This is a genomic window from Aeromonas sp. CD (assembly GCF_033349375.1).
Classification (GTDB): Bacteria; Pseudomonadota; Gammaproteobacteria; order Enterobacterales; family Aeromonadaceae; genus Aeromonas; species Aeromonas hydrophila.
This window is the reverse complement of sequence record NZ_CP137631.1, coordinates 2551187-2570067: the sequence shown is the minus strand read 5'-3', so window position 1 is coordinate 2570067 and position 18881 is coordinate 2551187. Positions and strand designations below refer to the sequence as shown.

Annotated in this window: 16 protein-coding genes; 8 read left to right on the top strand and 8 right to left on the bottom strand. The window is 62.1% G+C overall.

Annotation, left to right across the window (positions count from 1 at the left end):
* Positions 1-3: 3 nt before the first annotated feature.
* From R2E40_RS11935 to R2E40_RS11910, 6 genes are read right to left on the bottom strand one after another with little or no spacing between them, the layout of a single operon-like run.
* The gene (locus tag R2E40_RS11935; protein WP_318163438.1) at positions 4-1524 is read right to left on the bottom strand and encodes a hypothetical protein; all 1521 of its coding nucleotides are present in this window, start codon (positions 1522-1524) and stop codon (positions 4-6) included.
* Positions 1521-3020, bottom strand: a complete 1500-nt coding sequence (locus R2E40_RS11930; RefSeq protein WP_318165552.1) for a tetratricopeptide repeat protein — start codon at positions 3018-3020, stop codon at positions 1521-1523. The genes R2E40_RS11935 and R2E40_RS11930 overlap by 4 nt, the downstream gene beginning before the upstream one ends.
* Positions 3020-4033: a VWA domain-containing protein gene (locus tag R2E40_RS11925; protein ID WP_318163437.1), complete on the bottom strand. Its 1014-nt coding sequence runs from the start codon at positions 4031-4033 to the stop codon at positions 3020-3022. The genes R2E40_RS11930 and R2E40_RS11925 overlap by 1 nt, the downstream gene beginning before the upstream one ends.
* Complete coding sequence (locus R2E40_RS11920) at positions 4030-4626, bottom strand: DUF4381 domain-containing protein (protein WP_318163436.1); 597 nt, start codon at positions 4624-4626, stop codon at positions 4030-4032. Before R2E40_RS11920 ends, R2E40_RS11925 begins: the two co-directional genes overlap by 4 nt.
* Entirely contained in the window at positions 4611-5501 is an 891-nt protein-coding gene (locus R2E40_RS11915; protein WP_318163435.1) for a DUF58 domain-containing protein, read from the bottom strand. The genes R2E40_RS11920 and R2E40_RS11915 overlap by 16 nt, the downstream gene beginning before the upstream one ends.
* Positions 5502-5535: 34 nt before the next feature.
* Entirely contained in the window at positions 5536-6486 is a 951-nt protein-coding gene (locus R2E40_RS11910; RefSeq protein ID WP_318163434.1) for an AAA family ATPase, read from the bottom strand.
* A gap of 193 nt (positions 6487-6679) precedes the next feature.
* On the opposite strand from R2E40_RS11910, the gene fadI reads away from it, so the two are divergent.
* From fadI to R2E40_RS11885, 5 genes are all read left to right on the top strand, one after another.
* On the top strand, positions 6680-7990 hold the full coding sequence (gene fadI, locus R2E40_RS11905; RefSeq protein ID WP_024945337.1) for an acetyl-CoA C-acyltransferase FadI: 1311 nt from the start codon (positions 6680-6682) through the stop codon (positions 7988-7990).
* Positions 7990-10137, top strand: coding sequence for a fatty acid oxidation complex subunit alpha FadJ (fadJ, locus tag R2E40_RS11900; protein WP_043162545.1), 2148 nt, complete (start codon positions 7990-7992; stop codon positions 10135-10137). Before fadI ends, fadJ begins: the two co-directional genes overlap by 1 nt.
* A 295-nt stretch (positions 10138-10432) precedes the next feature.
* A complete protein-coding gene (locus R2E40_RS11895; RefSeq protein ID WP_005301193.1) occupies positions 10433-10573 on the top strand; it encodes a TIGR02808 family protein in 141 nt (46 codons plus the stop codon).
* A 193-nt stretch (positions 10574-10766) separates the two neighbouring features.
* The gene (locus R2E40_RS11890; RefSeq protein ID WP_318163433.1) at positions 10767-11324 is read left to right on the top strand and encodes a YaeQ family protein; all 558 of its coding nucleotides are present in this window, start codon (positions 10767-10769) and stop codon (positions 11322-11324) included.
* Positions 11325-11335: 11 nt separating this feature from the next.
* Entirely contained in the window at positions 11336-12220 is an 885-nt protein-coding gene (locus tag R2E40_RS11885) for an AEC family transporter (protein ID WP_318163432.1), read from the top strand.
* A gap of 168 nt (positions 12221-12388) precedes the next feature.
* Here the strand turns inward: R2E40_RS11885 and R2E40_RS11880 are convergent, their stop codons facing one another.
* Both R2E40_RS11880 and R2E40_RS11875 read right to left on the bottom strand, forming a co-directional pair.
* A complete protein-coding gene (locus tag R2E40_RS11880) occupies positions 12389-12835 on the bottom strand; it encodes an HNH endonuclease (protein WP_318163431.1) in 447 nt (148 codons plus the stop codon).
* A gap of 233 nt (positions 12836-13068) precedes the next feature.
* The gene (locus R2E40_RS11875; protein ID WP_318163430.1) at positions 13069-14628 is read right to left on the bottom strand and encodes a hypothetical protein; all 1560 of its coding nucleotides are present in this window, start codon (positions 14626-14628) and stop codon (positions 13069-13071) included.
* 142 nt (positions 14629-14770) lie between these two features.
* Between R2E40_RS11875 and R2E40_RS11870 the strand changes: the two genes are divergently transcribed.
* The 3 genes from R2E40_RS11870 to ygeW all read left to right on the top strand — a co-directional run bounded on the left by R2E40_RS11870 (position 14771) and on the right by ygeW (position 18765).
* Complete coding sequence (locus R2E40_RS11870; RefSeq protein ID WP_318163429.1) at positions 14771-15163, top strand: phage protease; 393 nt, start codon at positions 14771-14773, stop codon at positions 15161-15163.
* Between the two features lie 51 nt (positions 15164-15214).
* Positions 15215-17149, top strand: a complete 1935-nt coding sequence (locus R2E40_RS11865) for a sigma 54-interacting transcriptional regulator (RefSeq protein ID WP_318163428.1) — start codon at positions 15215-15217, stop codon at positions 17147-17149.
* Positions 17150-17577: 428 nt separating this feature from the next.
* The gene (gene ygeW / locus R2E40_RS11860) at positions 17578-18765 is read left to right on the top strand and encodes a knotted carbamoyltransferase YgeW (protein ID WP_318163427.1); all 1188 of its coding nucleotides are present in this window, start codon (positions 17578-17580) and stop codon (positions 18763-18765) included.
* Positions 18766-18881: the final 116 nt, after the last annotated feature.

The following is an 18881-nucleotide window of genomic DNA, read 5'->3' as shown; positions in this document are numbered from 1 at the left end:
GGATCAACCGATCCTGGCCAGTTGCCTGAGGCCATAGGCTATCGCAAAAGTTTCGTGGCCGCATAGGGCGCTGGCAAAGTCCGCCCAGGTTGGCGGGTGGCTCTCAGCAGGGGATACGGTAGCGAAGCAGGCGCGCTCCAGGGCGGCAAAATGGGGCACCAGGGCGGGATCGCGACGACAGGGTAGGGTATCGAGGCGGGGATGGGGCAGTGACCAGCGCAGGCTGGCCCACGCCAGCAAGCGGGCCCGGGCCTGCTCGGCATCGGCCCGACACAGCGCCTGTTGCAGGCGATAGAAGGCGTGCCAGCGCGGCCCGTGGCGCCAGCAGGCGCGCAGCAGCAGGGCCCAGATCACCCACCGCAGGCTCTCGTCGTTCGGCCCATCCTGCGCCGGCGGCGACTGCGTGCTTGCGGCGATGTGCAGGGGCGTGGCGGGCAGCCGAACATATTCGATGCGCCCGCGCTGGGTGTTGAACCAGGCCAGCTCGATGGCGGGCAGCAGGTAGTCACCGGGCTCGTCCACGGTCAAGGCCTGGCGCCACTCGCGCTCGAAGCGCAGCGTCCCCCTGGCGAGATAGCGCTCCTGCTGCTGCTCCCCATCCGGCCTGGCCCTGATGCCGGTGGGCAGGCCGGATGAGCCGAGCAGGCGCGCCAGATTGAGGCGGTTGCCATCACCCCCCTCCAGGGTGAGGGTCAGGGTGCGGATCACCGGCTCACCCGCTCTGGCCGCCGTGGGCGGATCCAGCCGCTGACCCAGGGTGAGCTGGCTCGCCACCGGTTGCAGCGGGGGCTCGTCGATCTGCACGAACAGGGTGGCCGCCCGGGCCGAGAGCGGGTCACTGCCGCCGTCATCTTGCGGCAGGCGCCCCTGAAAGCGGGGGGATTCCAGCGGATGGCGCCCTGCCTCTTTGGCCTGCAGCAGCCAGCTGCGGGTCAGGCGGCCGGGCAGGCCGGGGCTTGCCGGTGGCTGCCACTGATCGTTGCCGAGGCGGCGAATGGTGAAGGCATCGCTGGCCGGCTCGGTGAGGTTGGGGGCCTCCATGTTGGCCGGCAGCCAGAGGCTGAGCTGATAGACAAACGGCTGGCCGGGGTAGAGCGGCCCCTGTTGCAGCACCCGGGCCTGCAGTTCAATGGGGGAGATGGCAGGCGCTGGCGCCAGGTTGCCGGCTTCGCTGCGTGGTGGAAAGGGGATGGACGGAGTCTGCTCCGCCCCCAGTGGCAGGGCCGGCACCTGCTGCGGGCTGGTATCCAGCAGGTGCAGGGGGATCTGCCAGCGGGTCAGGCTCTGCTGCGGGGCGCTGATCCGGCTCATGGTCACCTTGCCCACCGCAAACTGGCGCAGCAGAGGGGGGATGGCAAGCTCACTGCTCTGGCGCTCGCCGTCCGCTTCAATGATCAGCAACCAGTCGCGGCGATCGGTCCCCGGCAGCAGCTCGGCCCGGGGCGGGGCGGCAAAAACCTGCGCCGTCATCAGCCAGAGCAGCAACAGGTACAGGGCATGGCTAGGGGCTAAGAAGCGGCTCACCAGGGATCCTCTCCCTTCAAGGTGCCAGGGGCGAGGCCGCGATCGCTCTCCTGCTGGCGCCGACGTTGATCTTCCTTGCGCAGCCGCTGCTCCAGCAGCAGGACGGGAGGTGACGGAGGCAGAGGGGCATCCGGGGTGGCGGCCTGCTCCGGGGCATCGAGGGGCTTGGGATCCTGCGCCTGTGGGGTTGCCTCGGGCGGTTGGGCACGCAGCAAGGTCAGGTTGTAGCGCGCATCCTGATGGCCCGGCTCCAGCGCCAGCGCCGCCAGATAGGCCTGCTCGGCGGCCGCCAGCTGACCGAGCTGCACCAAGGCATTGCCCCGGTTGTAGTGGGCAGTGGCCGTGCTGGCCCGGCCATAGGCGGCGGCCGCCTTGGCGTAGTCGCCAGCCCGATACCAGGCATTGCCTTGCCAGACGGGATCCGCAAAGGCGCGGGCTGCCTCCTGATAGCGCTTTTGCAAGAAGGCTTGCCAGGCCTGATTGTCATGGGCAGCAGGCGGCAGCGCAGTTGGCGCCGGACTGGCTTGCAGAGAGGGGGGGGTCAGCAGCAGCGCCCCCACCAGCATCAGCCAGAGGGTGCCGATACGGGCCAGCAGCGCCAGCGGCAGCAAGGGCAGCAGCAGCCAGGGGCCGAGATCCATGGCCTGGTGTGCACCTGTGGTCTGGCTCATGGGCAGGGGGGCAAAGCGTGGCGCCCCCTGTTGCAGCCACTGCAGTTGACCGCCGAGATCGCCGGCCAACTGCTGCAGGGTAGCCATATCGGGTGCTGACAGGGCGCGGCCGAAGCCACCGCCTATGGTGGCGGGCAGGCGACTGGCCTGGCCGCTGTTGACCAGCAAGACGTCGAGGCGCGCTTGTACCTGGGCGTGGCAAAAGAGGCTGCCCTGGCAGGGCCACACCGCCTTGATCCGCTCGGCCTGACGGGCGGTCAGGTCGTCGGTGATCAGCAGCAGGCGGGCCTGCTGGCCGGCGGGGATCTGCTTGAGTGCCAGCGCCACCGCACGCTCGGGTGCGCTGCCTTGCCTCGGCATGATGGCCGGGCGCAGGTCGGGCAGCAGCAGGGCGAGGGCCTGGAGATCCCGGGTCGGCGGCATGGCGAGGTAGGCATCCCCGGCAAACAGGATGAGGGCGATGGGATGGGCCGCTTCCTGCTGGGCTCTGTCAGCCAATAGATCCTGCAGCAACACCCGCACCCGGGTGGCCCGGTCCGGCAGCAGATCGGTGGCCAGCATGGAGCGGGAGAGATCCAGCAGCCAGATGTCGAGGGCCGGGCTTGGAACGCTCTGGCTCTGCTGACGCAGGGCCGGGCCGCTCAAGGCCAGGATCAGCGGCAGGCAGGCCAGCCAGAGCCAGGGGAAGTGGCGCCGCTGCCCCGGCAGCAGATAAGCCTGCATGGCGGGGGCCAGCAGCGGGGCCTGGCGACGACGGCGCCATCCCTGCCACAGCCAGGGCAGCAGGGCCAGCAACCAGAGCGGGCGCAGCAGGGTGAGCTCCATCATGGGGCGCCTCGGGACGGATTGTCAGGCAGTGCGGCTTTGCGGCTCAGCCGCAGCGGCCAGCGCAACCGGGCAGGCCAGCTCAGCAGCAGCCAGGCCAGCGCCAGCGGCCAGGGGTAGAGCTCCTGATTGGGGCGATAGCGGGTCTGCGCGGTGGCGACGGGCTCCAGGGTATCCAGCGCCTGATTGATGGCCTCGAGATCCCCCTGGGTGCGTGCCCGAAAGTAACGGCCATGGCCCACTTCGGCCAGCTGCTGCAAGAGGGCTTCGTCGAGCTCGGCACTGGGGTCGCTCTGGGCCGGGGCCTGCGCGGGGGTCATCGCCTCGGCAAAGGTATCCGGATCGGCGCCCACCCCCAGGGTATAGATACGAATGCCTGCGGCGGCGGCCTGCTTGGCCTCGCGCAGGGGGTCAGCGCTGCCGGCGGTGTTGCGCCCGTCGGTGACCAGCAACAGGGCGGTGGAGCGTTCGGGGGCCTTGTGTTGGCGCGCAAGCAGGATGGCCTCGCCGAGGGCGGTGGTGCGTCCCACCAGCTCGAAATCGAGCTCGCGGGTCAGGCCGAGCAGGGCGTTGGTCTCCTGGGTCAGGGGCGAGAGCAGGTAGGCGTGATCGGCGAATACGATGAGGGCGATGCGATCGCCGGGGCGGGCGGCGATGAGCCTGTCTATCTGCTGGCGCACCGCGCTGAGCCGGTCTTTTTGCTCCCCTTCATCCAGCATGTCCTGGGTGCGCATGCTGTCGGAAAGATCCACCGCCAGGATGAGATCCCGGCTGCTCTGATAGCTCACCTGAGGCGGCTCCTGCCACTGGGGGCGGCAGAGCGCCAGCACCAGGGCGCACCAGCACAGCGCCATCCGCCACAGGGGCTGGCCGGCATGGGGGCGCAGCAGGGGAAAGCCGGCATGGGTCAATACGCCAGGATCATGTGCGCCGCGGGGGCGGGGCGGCAGACCAAAGCGCACCAGCAGCGGCAACACCAGCGCCAGGGCAAACCAGGGCCAGGCGAGGATCATGACTCTCTCCCGGCGTGCACGTCGCTGGCGCGGGTTCGCGCCCGCCGCCAGCGAGTGCGCAGGTCCAGTAACCAGGCTGGCGGGCAGATGCAGTGACGTCCCCAGGCGAGGTAGGCCCGGCGCAGCGCTAGGCGCTGCTGCGCATCCGGGCTCTGACCACCGTAGAGCCAGGCAGACCAGTGCGGGGCCAGCTCGCGAAAGCGGCTGCCCCCCAGAGCATCGAGCCCCAGAGAATCGAGCCCCAAAGAATCGAGAAAGACGAGCCAAGGCTCTCCTTGCAGTACGGCCGCCTCGGGCCAGCGGGGCAATACGGCCTCGCGCAACACGGCTTGCAGCTGGGGCACCAGATCGAGGGCCTGCCAGTCGAGCTGTCGCCGCCAGCGGTGATAACGCAGCAGGCTCTGCACGCCGAGGATGATCATGACGCCGACCAGCAGCGCGATCAGCAGCCAACACCAGCCCAGCAGGCGGGGATCAGAGGCCAGCTGCAGCGGCGGGCCGGGGTGAATGTCGCGCAGCTGGGCCGCCAGCGGGGAGGTGGGGACGCTGCGACCCGGCACGGCGCTGGCGAGCCAGTTCAGAATTGACGGCATGCCCCCTCCTGCCACTGGCGTTGCAGCGGCTGGCCGTTGTCGAGCCGGTAGAGGCGCTGCACCAGCGGCAGCAGTTGCTGATGGCTCTGGCGGGCCAGCTGCTCGGCGGCCTCTTGATAGCGCCAGGCGAACCCCGGTTCGCCGGCCTCGAGCCAGCCGCTTTGCTGGCCGGCGCGCACCGCCAGACGGCCCTGGGCGGGCAGGGCTGCCTCCAGCGGATCCCGAATTTGCCAGCAATGCAGGTCGTGGCGCCGGCCGAGCAGTTGCAACTGGCGGCAGAGTGCCTCGTCGAAAGGGCTGTGATCGGTGATGAGAGTCAATCTGGCACCGTGGGGCAGGTTGAGCCGGGCCAGGGTATGGGCCAGGTCGTGGGGGGGCGGCGTGCGCGCCAACCCCAGCCGGTAGTGGTGGCAGAGGGCCTCCAGCAAGGGCACCAGGGGGCCGCGCTGGTGTTGCAGGTGTGGCTCCACACCGTGGCAGATCAGGGTGTTGGCCTGCTTTTCACCTTGCCAGAGCAGGGCGGCGGCCAGCTCGCAACCCAGGCGCGCCTTGAGCTGGTGGCAAGAACCGAAGTACATGGCCGGAGAGAGATCGAGCAGCAGCCAGTGGGCCTGATCCTGCTCTTCGCTGTAGAGCCGGGTATAGGGGCGACCAAGACGGGCGGTCACCCGCCAGTCGATATGGCGTACCTCGTCGCCGGCCTGATAGGCGCGCAGCTCGCGAAAGGTGAGCCCCGGCGTACGGCCAAGCCGCCCCTGCGCCACCGGTTGAATGCGCGAGCGTGGCCCCTGCCGGGCCCACAGCCTGATCGCCAGCAGCCTGGCAAGCGGCAGGGCGATATCGGGATGGGCGAGGGGATCGGCGGCACTCGTCATGGCAACAGGACCCGCACAGAGGAAGCGAGCGGGCTCAGGGGCATGGGATCGCGTCCAGCAGCAGGGTGATGAGCGCCTCGTTGTCGAGGTTGTCCGCCAGCGCCTGATAACTGGGAATGAGGCGATGGCGCAGCACGGCCGGCGCCAGCTGCTGGATGTCTTCGGGCAGCACGAAATCCCGTCCGGCCAGCCAGGCCCTGGCGCGAGCCGCTCTGGCCAGACCTATGCTGGCCCTGGGGCTGGCGCCCACCGCGACCAGGGGTTCGAGTTCCGGACACAGGCCGCTGCCCGGCCGGGTGGCACAGACCAGCTGCACCAGATAGTGCTCGAGGCGCCCCTGCATCTGCACCGCCTGCACCGCGCTGCGGGCCGCCAGCAGATCGACCTGGCTCAGGGTGAGCGGCGGCGTCGGCAGGGTGTCGCCGCGGGCGTTGAGCTGGAGGATGGCCAGCTCCATGGCGGGGCTCGGGTAGTCCACCAGCAGCTTGAGCAAGAAGCGATCGAGCTGGGCCTCCGGCAGGGGATAGGTCCCCTCCTGTTCTATCGGGTTTTGCGTGGCGGCCACCATAAAGAGCGGCGGAAGGCGCCAGCTCTTTTTGCCCACGGTGATCTGATGCTCGGCCATCGCCTCCAAGAGGGCGGACTGCACCTTGGCCGGGGCCCGGTTGATTTCGTCCGCCAGCACCAGGTGGTTGAAGAGGGGGCCAGGCTGAAACACGAAGCTGGCATCCTGGGGATGAAACACCTCGCTGCCGGTCAGATCGGCAGGCAGCAGGTCGGGGGTGAACTGGATGCGGGCGAAGCGCCCCTCCACCGCGCCGGCCAGCGCCTTGACGGCCCGGGTCTTGGCAAGACCGGGGGCACCCTCGATCAACACATGTCCTTCACATAACAGGGCGATCAGCAGCCCCTCGATGAGGGGGCCCTGTCCCAGAATTTGACTACCCAGATAGTCCCCAAGCTGTCTGAACTCGGCCGCTGCCATGCAATAAACCCGTTGTTTTCATAGAAGTTGATCTTTTTATACTCCAGTTGGCGCACAAGGGCGAGGGAGGGGGCCAAGATGGCGGTAATTTAGTTTCAATCAGTCGTATGAAATTTGTGAGTGGATTGTTAAGATGTGGCGCAATGAGGTCAGACCTCTCCCTTTAGTCTTCTCGTTTAACCAAGGAGCCAGGATGAAAGAGCCATTGAAACTGACGACTCGCCAGGGCGAACGGATTGCCGTCGTGGCGGGTTTGCGCACTCCCTTTGCCAAGCAGGCCACCGCCTTTCACGGCGTGCCTGCGGTGGATCTGGGCAAACTGGTGGTGAGCGAGATGCTCGCTCGCACCGATCTCGATCCCAAGCTCATCGACCAGCTGGTGTTCGGCCAGGTGGTACAGATGCCGGAAGCTCCCAACATTGCCCGCGAGATCGTGCTCGGCACCGGCATGAGCGTCAGCACCGATGCCTATAGCGTGTCGCGCGCCTGCGCCACCAGTTTCCAGGCTGTCGCCAACGTCACCGAATCCATCATGGCCGGCACGGTGGACATCGCCATCGCCGGCGGCGCCGACTCCTCCTCCGTGCTGCCCATCGGGGTGAGCAAGAAGCTGGCTCGCGCCCTGGTGGATCTCAACAAGGCGCGCAATCTGCAGCAGCGTTTCAATATCCTGCGCCAGTTGCGGGTCAAGGATCTGCTGCCGGTGCCGCCCGCAGTGGCCGAGTACTCCACCGGCCTCTCCATGGGGCAGACCGCGGAGCAGATGGCCAAGAGCCACCAGATCAGCCGCGAGGCGCAAGATGCGCTGGCGCACCGCTCCCACACCCTGGCCGCCCAGGCCTGGGCCGATGGCAAACTCAGTGGCGAGGTGTTTACCGCCCACGTGCCTCCCTACAAGGCGCCGCTGGAGCGAGACAACAACATCCGCGAAAGCTCGGATCTGGCGAGCTACGCCAAGCTCAAGCCGGTGTTTGACCGGGTGCACGGCTCCGTTACCGCTGCCAACGCCACTCCGCTCACCGACGGCGCCGCCGCCGTGCTGCTGATGCGCGAAGGGCGGGCCCGTGAGCTTGGCCTCGAGCCGCTCGGCTACATCCGCAGTTTCGCGTTTTCTGCCATCGACGTGTGGCAGGACATGCTGATGGGCCCCTCCTACGCCACCCCGCTGGCGCTGGACCGCGCCGGCATCACGCTGGCCGATCTCACCCTGATCGACATGCACGAGGCCTTCGCCGCCCAGACCCTGGCCAACCTCAAGATGTTTGCCAGCAAAGAGTTTGCCCAGAGCAAGCTGGGTCGCGATCAGGCCATCGGCGAGGTGGACATGGACAAGTTCAACGTCCTCGGTGGCTCGCTGGCCTTTGGTCACCCCTTTGCCGCGACCGGTGCGCGGATGATCACCCAGACCCTGCACGAGCTGCGGCGCCGGGGTGGGGGATTGGGGCTTAACACCGCCTGTGCTGCAGGTGGTCTCGGCGTGGCCATGGTGTTGGAGGTAGAGTGATGAGCGAGAAGACTTTTTCCCTGGCGGTGCGCCAGGATGGCATCGGCATTCTCACCATGGATGTGCCGGGCGAGAGCATGAATACCCTCAAGGCCGCCTTCGTGGAGGAGATCCGCGCGGTGCTGGCCGAGGTGAAAGCCAATAAAGAGCTGATCGGCCTGGTGGTGGTCTCCGGCAAGAAGGACTCCTTCATCGCCGGCGCCGACATCAGCATGCTGGCGGCCTGTACCAGCGCCAAGGATGCCGAGACGCTGTCGCGGGAAGGGCAGGTGATCTTCGCCGAGATCGAGTCGCTGCCGATCCCGGTGATCGCCGCCATTCACGGCCCCTGCCTCGGCGGCGGGTTGGAGCTGGCGCTGGCCTGCCATGGCCGGGTGGTCACCGATCACGGCAAGACGGTGCTCGGCCTGCCCGAGGTGCAACTGGGCTTGCTGCCGGGCTCCGGCGGGACCCAGCGTCTGCCGCGCCTCATCGGGGTGGCCAAGGCGCTCGATCTGATGCTGACCGGCAAGCAGGTGCGGGCCAAGCAGGCCAAGAAACTGGGGCTGGTGGACGACGTGGTGCCGCCCTCCATCCTGCTGGATGCCGCCATCAAGCTGGCCAAGAAGGGCAAGCCCCGTCACGAGCTCAAGCGGGATCTGCAGGGCAAACTGCTGGAGACCAACAAACTTGGCCGCAAGGTGCTGTTCGATCAGGCCCGCAAAGGGGTGAAAGCGAAGACCCGCGGCAACTACCCGGCGCCGGATCTGATCCTGGAAGTGGTGCGCATCGGGGTGGAAGAGGGGATGCAGGCCGGCCTTGCCGCCGAATCCCGCCACTTTGGCGAGTTGGTGATGACCAGCGAATCAGCCGCCCTGCGCTCCATCTTCTTTGCCACCACCGAGATGAAGAAGGAGGTCACCTATCAGGGGGCCGAGCCGCGCAAAGTGGGTCATGCCGCCGTGCTGGGCGGCGGTCTGATGGGGGGCGGTATCGCCTTCGTCACCGCCACCAAGGCAGGCGTACCGGTGCGGATCAAGGACGTGGCCAGCAGTGGCATCGGCAATGCCATGCGCTACAGCTACGACATCCTGGCCAAGAAGCTCAAGCGCCGCCAACTGCTGCGCAGCGAGCTTGAGAAGCAGATGAGCCTGCTGACCGGCACCCTCGACTACTCCGGTTTCCACCGGGTCGACATGGTGGTGGAAGCGGTGTTCGAAGATCTTTCCCTCAAGCACCAGATGGTGAAGGACGTGGAGCGCGAGTGCGGCGAGCACACCGTGTTTGCCTCCAACACCTCCTCTCTGCCTATTCACCAGATCGCCTCGGCGGCGGCGCACCCGGAGCGGGTGGTGGGGCTGCACTACTTCAGCCCGGTGGACAAGATGCCGCTGGCGGAGATCATCCCCCACGCCGGCACCAGTGCCGAGACGGTCGCCACCACCCTGGCCTTTGCCCGCGCTCAGGGCAAGACCCCCATCGTGGTCAAGGACGAGGCGGGCTTCTACGTCAACCGCATCCTGGCCCCCTACATGAACGAGGCGGCGCGCCTGGTGCTGGAAGGGGAGCCGGTGGAGGTGCTGGACGGCGCCCTGCTCGATTTCGGCTTCCCGGTCGGCCCCATCACCCTGCTGGACGAGGTGGGGATCGACGTGGGTGCCAAGATCTCCCCGATCCTCGAAAAAGAGCTGGGGGGCGAGCAGTTCCAGGCCCCGGCGGCCTTTGACAAACTGCTGCAAAACGATCGCAAGGGGCGCAAGAACGGCAAGGGCTTCTACCTCTACGGCAAGGCGGCCCCGCGCAGCAAGCTCACCGGCAAAGAGGGCAAGAAGACGGTGGACGAGAGCGTCTACGGTGTGCTCGGCATCTCCCCCCAGGCCAAGCTGGCCAAGGCGGAGCTAGCCGAGCGCTGCGTGCTGATGATGCTCAACGAAGCGGCCATGGCGCTGGACAGCGGAGTAGTGGCCTCGGCTCGCGACGGCGACATCGGCGCCATCTTCGGCATCGGCTTCCCGCCGTTCCTGGGTGGCCCGTTCCGTTACATGGACAGCCTCGGCATCGAGCACCTGGTGGGGCGCCTTGAGCACTACCAGAAGCGCTACGGCGACCGCTTCGCCCCCTGCGATCGCCTCAAGGCGATGGCGGCGGAGCAGCAGCGCTTCTATTGAGGGGGCGCCGCTCGCGGCAACAGGCCAACCGACAAGGAGGCGACCCCGGGGTCGCCTCCTTCTTTTTGGCGCCAAGATGGAAAATGCGGGAGCAGCAGGCTGACAACTGGTTGAATCCCGTCCATATTTTTCCTCGGCAAGGGATAAATTGTTGATCCAACTCAAACTAGCCCCCTATTTATTACTTTGGTGGCATAGGACTCAGGCGCTGGTTGGGGTCAAATAGCATTATCAGGAACGGGGGGATAACCCCGTCACGAAAGGGACACCCATTTCACTGGATGAAGGACACATAATGAGTCTGCTTGAACAAACCATCTGGACTGTATTGGGATACGGGGCCATGCCCTTTATCTTCCTGAGCGGGTTTGTGGCGGTGGCAGTGACCTGCTGCCTGCTGCTCAATGCCTTCGGGGTCAAGTCCGCCGAGAAGTGATCCGCTTCTTTCGTTCATACCGCCAAATGCCAGTCTTCGGACTGGCATTTGTTTTTTGAGCCTTGGCAGGCAGTTATCTGCGCTCCAGGGGCACAAATGTGTGCTGCTTGAGGTCGAACCGGCCGCCGATTTTGATTACACTGGCGCGCAGTTTTTCGTTTCGGCCCGCTTCCCAAGGTATTCAAGGTTTTCTATGGCTCTCAAGGCAACCGTATTCAAGGCTCAGCTCAGCCTGTCCGACATGGATCGCAATCTGTATCAGGACTTCTCTCTCACCCTGGCCCGCCACCCCTCCGAGACCGACGAGCGGATGATGATCCGGCTGGCGGCCTTCGCCTGGCACGCCGCCGAGCGGCTGGAGTTCACCAAGGGCCTCTCTGCCGATGACGAGCCGGAACTGTGGCGCAAGAACTATTCCGACGAGATTGAACTCTGGATAGAGCTCGGCCAGCCCGACGAGCGCCGTCTCAAGAAGGCGTGCAACCGCTCCCGTCATGTGGTGCTCTATCTCTACGGCGGCCGTGGCACCAGCGTCTGGTGGAAGCAGAACCAGGGCAAACTCGGCCTGCACGACAACCTCACCGTGATTGAGCTCTCCGACGGCCAGACCCTGCCGCTGACCGAGATGGTGGAGCGGACCATGCAGCTCACCTGCACCATATCCGACGGCCAGCTCTGGGTGAGCAACGGCCGCCAGGAAGTGACCCTGGATCCCGTGCTGCTGATGGGTACCCCCGCCCGCGAACTGTAAAGGACTCGCCCATGTTCAGCGCGCTGCTCAATATCGTCGTTCCGGTGTTTGCGGTGGTGGGGCTTGGCGCCCTCTACGGCCGGTTGCGCCCGGGCGGTGCGCTGGGTTACGTCAACCGGGCCAATATCGAGCTGTTCACCCCGGCGCTGGTGTTCTCGGCGCTGGTCAAATACCCGCTGGATCTGATGGCTCACCTCTCGCTCATCGCGGCGGGGGCCCTGGTGATCCTGCTGCCGGGGCTGCTGCTCTCCCTGCTCAGGCTTCGCAGCATCAGCCGACCGGCCCTGATCCTGCCCGCCATGTTTCGCAACACCGGCAACCTCGGCATTCCGCTGATGGTGCTGGCCTTCGGCGAGCAGCAGCTGGGCGCCATCGTCATACTGTTCGTGCTCTCCAACCTGCTCCACTTCTCGGTGGGCATGTTCATCCTCTCGGCCAACACCTCCCGCTGGCTCTGGCTGAAAAGCCCTGTGCTGTGGGCCGCCCTGGCCGGCCTGCTGGTGGCCAATCTGCATATCCCGCTGCCCGAATACTTGGTGACCAGCGCCTCTTTGCTCGGCCAGATCTCGGTGCCGCTGATGCTGTTTGCTCTCGGCATCCGGCTGATGGAAGGGGAGCTGGATCACCTGGGGCTCGCCCTCAAGTGCAACCTGCTCTATCTGCTGGCCGGTGGCATCTCCCTGGGGCTTACTGTCTGGTTGCTGCCGTTGCAACCTGCCTGGATCCCGCTGCTGATGCTGTCGGTGGCGCTGCCCCCGGCGGTGCTCAACTACATGCTGTGCGAGCAGTACCAGTGCCAGCCCGAGAAAGTGGCCAGCATAGTGCTTGGCGGCAATGCGCTCTCGGTCCTGGTGATCCCGCTGGCAGTCTGGCTGGCCCTGCATCTGGGCAGTTGATCCTCTTCAGCAATAAAAAGGACGCCTGAGGGCGTCCTTTTTTCTAGCGGCCACAAATGTCCGATTCCGCTTCGCTAATCGAACCTACGGCCCTGCGTTCGCGTTACCCGCCAAGGCGTATGATCAGCCTGATAGCAAGGTGTTGGCCATTGGCGCGGTTAAACAGCCTTAAACACCATTGGTTTTGTTCCCCTTGACCTTGCTGGTGATCCCTTTAGGAAACCAGCCCCCTTTACCCACACGCTCCCGCACCTTTTTCTGATACTGCTCAGGGGATAGCACCTTGGGCGTTTTGTGGCGGGAGCCGTTGCAGTGCCGACAGGCGGCCACGATATTGGCGGTCTGGTTCGAACCGCCGTTGCTGCGTGGTTGTAGATGTTCCCCCGTGCACTGCAATAGCCGAGCTTCGGCAGGGGTGAGGCGATATTGCTGCATCAGTGCGGCAGGGGAGGCTTCCCACATCGGCAGTCCGCAATAGAAGCAGTGAAAGGATTGACGAACGGCAGCTTGGTGGCGTTGTTTGGCGATGTTACCCATGGTCGTGACCTCAATCAGTTTGATATTGAAGTCCGTGACGGTATGGATTGGAGAATGGCCGGACGGACTTCGGTTCAAGTTGAAGTCCCGTCGGCCTGCATAGGCTCAGAGCGGGTACTGACCGGCACAACCGGATCAGCCTTACACCGCTCACCTTACGATACAGCGGCGCTCAATTGATAGCGTGGTCTGGGGGGGATGTAAAGTAAAAAATTCAAGGGGGAGAGTTTGCTCATCTCCTTGTCGTTTAAATGTATCTTGATTTATAAAAAACAAGTTATATAGCCTGATTGATCAGAGCTCATCAACCGTTAACATTGTCTGTATATGCCATTTTCGTAAAATATCTGAGCTGTGAAATTATCATGAGGTGACAGTTCGATAAGAACATGGTCATTTTCTTTAATCTCTTCCATATCATCCAAGACTCTAGGGATCACAGATTCAAAAGCAAATACTTTAGGTGGCAAGGTAACGTCTTGGTTAAATATTCTTACGGTGTCACCTGATGATTGAACTATTCTAATTGACCCAGGGTCATTACAGTTTTTAATTTTATGGATATTTTGACATCCATTATCAGCTATTAACTCCAATGTGGGATTCTCTTTAATATCACTTGCGTTGTAAGTAATAGTGTTTTCCAATCCATGGGCTAGTTCAGCGATAAAAAAAGAATCTTCCTGTGAAACTAAAACGGATGATGAAAATAGGATGTCCTTCTTACAATTCCTTGCGATAATTCTACAATTGTTTGTGTATTCAAGTATGCCGTATGCTTCGTTGGTGAAGTCATTGTCATCATATTTTGAACCAGTGTTTTTTAGTATGGTTTCGCCATCTATTTCTAATGATGTAAAAACTATCCAGCCATTGGCTATATTAGATATAAGGCATTTTAGTTTCTCAAAGAATGGTAAGTTTATTATGTTTACATCATTCCATTTTGCTATTTTTAAAGACATACTCATTGTTGTCTTTTTGTCTGCAGCATTGCGTGATTTTAAGTAACCTATCTCAAAAAGTCCATCACATGCGCTACCTTTGTATGAAAGGTATTTTGAACCTATAGATACATGCCCATCAATCTCATCAAAAAAATAAGTTTCATGAGTTTTTTCGTTAACCAGCCACAACTTATGTATAGCTTTGAGCTTGTTCGGTTCGAAGTAAAATGAACCCTTATTCTCTCCCGTGATTTTTTCTAGAAGCTTTGAACCTTCTAAATGCAAATCACCCGATTTTATTTCAAGTGGTTGGCCTTGTTCAAATAATTTTTTAAAGTCATAAGGGTTATCTTTTTTATTGAAAACCGTCATTGCAATAGGAACATTTTCTTTAGCATGTAAAGTGAATGTTGTAATGCCATTATTATAGGAACTTTGCACTTTGAATCTGGGGTCGAGGTTTTCCAATGCTGTATCTGTCGCTTTGTGTGAGTTGCGAATCACATTTGTTATTGCATTGTTTGTGTGCCCTGTTAGTGCGGCTGTTAGCAAACTAACAGCCTCTTCATCGCTGGGTAATTTTTTACCTAACTCTAATGTGGCTTTACGCTCGGCTTCAATTTTCCAACTATTTAAAAGATCTACAGAGAATGAATTAGGGTCTCGATCAATTTTCACTGAGCAGTTTTGACACAACCAGATGGCATTATTAATGTCTTTTCTTTCGTGCGTGCTCATCTCAGCATCGTATCTAGGGCCTCCTGGTGATGCAGCACAGATATGCGCCGCTACTCCGATGGTGTGAGCCTTGTTGCCACTAGATGGTGCGGATGTAGGGACACGACAATCAGGGTTTGAACATCGATGAGAAACCCTGGATCTTAACGTTTCAATAACAAGTTTTGTAAAGTTATCACGTGCCAAGGTAGCCTCCAGATAGATAAAAATAATGTTTATAACTCAATGTAAAATATCATTATTTTCCATGATGCCCAAAATATTACAATGGTGTATGAGTAACCCACCATAAACCCCATCCCCCTTCATGCCGCCGCACTATGGCGGCATGAACATATCCAAGACCCCATACTCAGCGCCCTTCGTGGCCATCCTCCAAGCCAACCCCGTCAGCGGGGAGCGGCTGGCGGTGCTCGATGCGCAACTCACTCCCCAAGACGATGGCTGGTACCAGCTGTTGCCGGTCGGCCCATTCAAGGCTCGTGATGGTCGCCCGTTCGATGTAGCGAGTGGCCACTGGCAACTGGACGGGCAGATCGCTGCAGCTCTGATTGCCCGTGCCAAAGCCCTTGGGCAAGACATCCTGATCGATTACGACCACCAGGCCCTCAAGACTGACCAGAACGTCCAGCCTGCGCCAGCTCTCACTCCCGGTAGCGGGGTGGGTGCAAGTTCCCTTTTCGTGATCCTCGGCGAAGTCGTTGCCATCGAATTGGCATAGTATCTGGCCAGCATGAATCCCACCCGGGGTGGGAGCCAGGGGATTTACAACATGATGTCCGTCAGTAACCAATGTTTGTTGATGCAGATCCAGCCCACCATTTTGCGCTTTGCCAAGATGCTGGCCAGCGTGCTGCAACTGGAAGTGGAAATCGTGGACGCCAACATGGTGCGGGTGGCGGGAACCGGCCCTTACGGCAAGTTCTTCGGTCGCCAGCTGGAGGGGGACTCCCGCCTGTTGCGCTACGTCATCGAGCATCAGCGCGAGAAGATTGTCACCCACACCAGCGAGGATCCGGTCTGCGAGGGGTGCAGCTGCAAGGAGAGCTGCCGGGAGCGGGCCTTTCTCGGGGTGCCCATCATGGTGGAGGAGAACTGCATCGGAGTGATCAGCCTGGTGGCCTTCAATCCGGAGCAGCAGGCCCGCCTCAACAACAACCTGCAGGAGGTGTGCGACTATGTGCAGCACATCTCCAGCATCTTCGTGGCCAAGCTGCTCGACTCGCGCGGCCTGTCGGACGGGGTCAACAAGGTCTTTTTGAGCCTGATGAACCACATGGATCAGGGCTGCCTGCTGCTCGACGAGAAGAGCCAGGTGCTTTACGCCAACGAGGTCGCGCTCAAGCAGCTCAACTGCCAGCAGGAGGCGCTGTTGGGCTGCGAGATAGGGCTGCGCCCGCTCACCTTTGCCCAGCAGGGGTTGACCGGCCACCTGCAGCACATCGTCACCCTGGGGGATCGTCAGGAGCTGATCATCGGCCAATTGCACCACGTGCAGGGACAGCAGCTGTTTCTGATGGCGTTTCATCAGTCCCACGGCACGCCGAACCCACCGCTGGAGCCCGACGAGGGGGTCAGCATGCTGATCGGAGAGAGCAAGCCGATGCGGGCCCTGAAAAAGCTGCTCCATCGCATCGCCCTGAGCCCCTCCAGCGTGCTGGTGTGCGGCGAGAGCGGCACCGGCAAGGAGGTGGTGGCCCGCGCCATCCACCGGCTCAGCCCGCGCCGCGACAAGCCCTTCATCGCCATCAACTGCGCTGCCATCCCCGAGCAGCTGCTCGAGAGCGAGCTGTTTGGCTACGTGAAGGGGGCCTTCACCGGGGCCTCCAGCACCGGCAAGCAGGGGCTGATCCAGGCCGCTCAGCAGGGCACCCTGTTTCTCGACGAGATCGGGGACATGCCGCTCACCATGCAGGCCAAGCTGCTGCGGGTGCTGGAGCTGCGGGAGGTGACCCCCATCGGCGCCAGTCGGCCGGTGCCGGTGGACATTCGCATCATAGCCGCGACCCACCAGCATCTGGAGCAGTACATCGCCGAGGGCAAGTTTCGCGAGGATCTCTTCTATCGCCTCAACGTCATTCCCATCCACCTGCCGCCCCTGCGCGAGCGGGAGGGGGACGTGGCGCTGCTGACCCACTATTTCCTCAACCTGCACACCAGCCGTATCGGCCTGCTGTATCCGGGGCTGAGCCCGGAGGTGATGGCTCTGCTGGAGGGTTACCGTTGGCCCGGCAACGTGCGCGAGCTCAGCAACCTCATTGAGTACCTGGTGAACGTGGTGCAGGCGGGGGAGGTGATCGAGAGCATCCTGCTGCCCCCCAATATCCTGCGCAACCAGCGCAGCGGGGCGGACGAGCCGTCACGCAGCACGGTGCAAATCGCGCGCATGCCGCTCTCGCCCGACCCTTATCCCCATGGCGTGCTGGCCGACCCTGCGCTCACTCCTGCCGCTGGCAACTCGGTGCCGGCTACGGGGGGGCACTGGCCATCGCCAGAGGCAAGCCAGCCAGAGCCGGCTACCGGCCAGGTCGAGCGCGGGTTGGCGCTGCCACTTGGCGAAAACGGGCTGGAGAACATGGAAAAGCAGATGATAGAGGAGACCCTGCTGCGCCTTGGCAACAAGAAGCTGGCCGCCCAGGCACTCGGGATCGGCATCGCCACCCTCTATCGCAAGATAAAGAAGTACGAGATAGCCGTGCAGGCCTGAGCCCGCCGCGGGTCGCCTGGCGGCCCCGTTTGACCGCGCCGCGACCGACAATCGCGGCGTTATCATTATGAGAATGTGGCCCCGCTTTCTATCAATTGGCAGGTGCTGGTGATAGCCGGACTGATAATTATCAGCACCGGCTTGGCCTCCTCTCACCCTATTCTCGCGCTATTTCAGCAGCGCGCAGCCATCAGCTGGAAAATAAGCAGACTTAACAGCCTTGGCGGGGCGACATATAGCCTCAGGCTGTGCGCCGGCTCACATTCAAGACACCTTTTCTGGTTATTTCCCGCTTATTTATGCGTTGGCACGCTTATTGATTGCCCTTATTTGACGCTGACCGATGAACTCACCCAATGGCCCTTGTTTCGGTGACCTGTGAGTGGAAGGGGAGCAATGTATTTCTCATCAACAGATTGGGGCTAACGATGAAAGCAGTGAACCAGTTAATCAAAGAGATCAATGAACTCAAGTCCAACCTGCATGAAAAAGACTTCCTGCTGACCTGGGAGCAGACCCCTCAGGAGCTGGCGCTGGTGCTCAAACTGGCCGAGGCCCTCAAGGGACTGCGCGCCGAAAACATCGCCACCAAGCTGTTCAATACCGGTCTTGGCATCTCGGTGTTTCGTGACAACTCCACCCGTACCCGTTTCTCCTACGCCTCCGCCCTCAACCTGCTCGGCCTGACCCAGCAGGATCTGGACGAGGGCAAGTCCCAGATTGCCCACGGCGAGACCGTCCGTGAAACCGCCAACATGATCTCCTTCTGCGCCGATGCCATCGGCATTCGCGACGACATGTACCTGGGGGCCGGTAACGCCTACATGCGCGAAGTGGGCGCCGCGCTCGACGAGGGGTTCGAGAAGGGCGTGCTGCCCCAGCGCCCGGCGCTGGTCAACCTGCAGTGCGACATTGATCACCCGACCCAGTCCATGGCTGATCTCGCCTGGTTGCAGGAGCACTTCGGCAGCCTCGAGAACCTCAAGGGCAAGAAGATTGCCATGACCTGGGCCTACTCGCCGAGCTACGGCAAGCCGCTCTCCGTGCCGCAGGGCATCATCGGCCTGATGACTCGTTTTGGTATGGACGTGACCCTGGCTCATCCGGAAGGGTATGACCTGATCCCGGACGTGATCGAAGTGGCCCGGGAGAATGCCAAGGCCTCCGGCGGCAGTTTCCGCCAGGTTACCTCCATGGAAGAGGCATTCAAGGATGCCGACATCGTCTATCCCAAGTCCTGGGCGCCCTATCAGGTGATGGAGCAGCGCACCGAGCTGCTGCGGGCCAACGACCATGCGGGCCTCAAGGAGCTGGAGCAGCATTGTCTGGCGCAGAACGCCAAACACAAGGATTGGCATTGCACCGAAGAGATGATGAAACTCACCAAGGGGGGCGAGGCGCTCTATATGCACTGCCTGCCGGCGGATATTTCAGGTGTCTCCTGCAAGGAAGGGGAAGTGAGTGAAGGGGTATTCGAGAAATACCGGATCGCCACTTATAAAGAGGCGAGCTGGAAGCCCTATATTATCGCCGCCATGATTGTTGCCCGTAAATTCTCGGCACCGGGCACCGCCCTCGAAGGCTTGATAAAAGAGGCGCAAAAACGCGTCAAATAATGGCCTGGCCGGGCGGGAAATAAGTCCCGTCCGGCCGTCGTCATCACGCAGTTATTGTCACGGGTTCTCTCCCCGGGGCGCTTTTCACTCGATGATCCCCGGCGAGATGACTCTTT

What these genes read in the sequence shown, in the direction of transcription:
- R2E40_RS11930 (WP_318165552.1), bottom strand. Translation starts at nt 3,020, where the DNA reads ATGGAGCTCACCCTGCTGCGCCCGCTCTGGTTGCTGGCCCTGCTGCCC.
- R2E40_RS11925 (WP_318163437.1), bottom strand. Translation starts at nt 4,033, where the DNA reads ATGATCCTCGCCTGGCCCTGGTTTGCCCTGGCGCTGGTGTTGCCGCTG.
- R2E40_RS11920 (WP_318163436.1), bottom strand. Translation starts at nt 4,626, where the DNA reads ATGCCGTCAATTCTGAACTGGCTCGCCAGCGCCGTGCCGGGTCGCAGC.
- R2E40_RS11915 (WP_318163435.1), bottom strand. Translation starts at nt 5,501, where the DNA reads ATGACGAGTGCCGCCGATCCCCTCGCCCATCCCGATATCGCCCTGCCG.
- R2E40_RS11910 (WP_318163434.1), bottom strand. Translation starts at nt 6,486, where the DNA reads ATGGCAGCGGCCGAGTTCAGACAGCTTGGGGACTATCTGGGTAGTCAA.
- fadI (WP_024945337.1), top strand. Translation starts at nt 6,680, where the DNA reads ATGAAAGAGCCATTGAAACTGACGACTCGCCAGGGCGAACGGATTGCC.
- fadJ (WP_043162545.1), top strand. Translation starts at nt 7,990, where the DNA reads ATGAGCGAGAAGACTTTTTCCCTGGCGGTGCGCCAGGATGGCATCGGC.
- R2E40_RS11895 (WP_005301193.1), top strand. Translation starts at nt 10,433, where the DNA reads ATGAGTCTGCTTGAACAAACCATCTGGACTGTATTGGGATACGGGGCC.
- R2E40_RS11890 (WP_318163433.1), top strand. Translation starts at nt 10,767, where the DNA reads ATGGCTCTCAAGGCAACCGTATTCAAGGCTCAGCTCAGCCTGTCCGAC.
- R2E40_RS11885 (WP_318163432.1), top strand. Translation starts at nt 11,336, where the DNA reads ATGTTCAGCGCGCTGCTCAATATCGTCGTTCCGGTGTTTGCGGTGGTG.
- R2E40_RS11870 (WP_318163429.1), top strand. Translation starts at nt 14,771, where the DNA reads ATGAACATATCCAAGACCCCATACTCAGCGCCCTTCGTGGCCATCCTC.
- R2E40_RS11865 (WP_318163428.1), top strand. Translation starts at nt 15,215, where the DNA reads ATGATGTCCGTCAGTAACCAATGTTTGTTGATGCAGATCCAGCCCACC.
- ygeW (WP_318163427.1), top strand. Translation starts at nt 17,578, where the DNA reads ATGAAAGCAGTGAACCAGTTAATCAAAGAGATCAATGAACTCAAGTCC.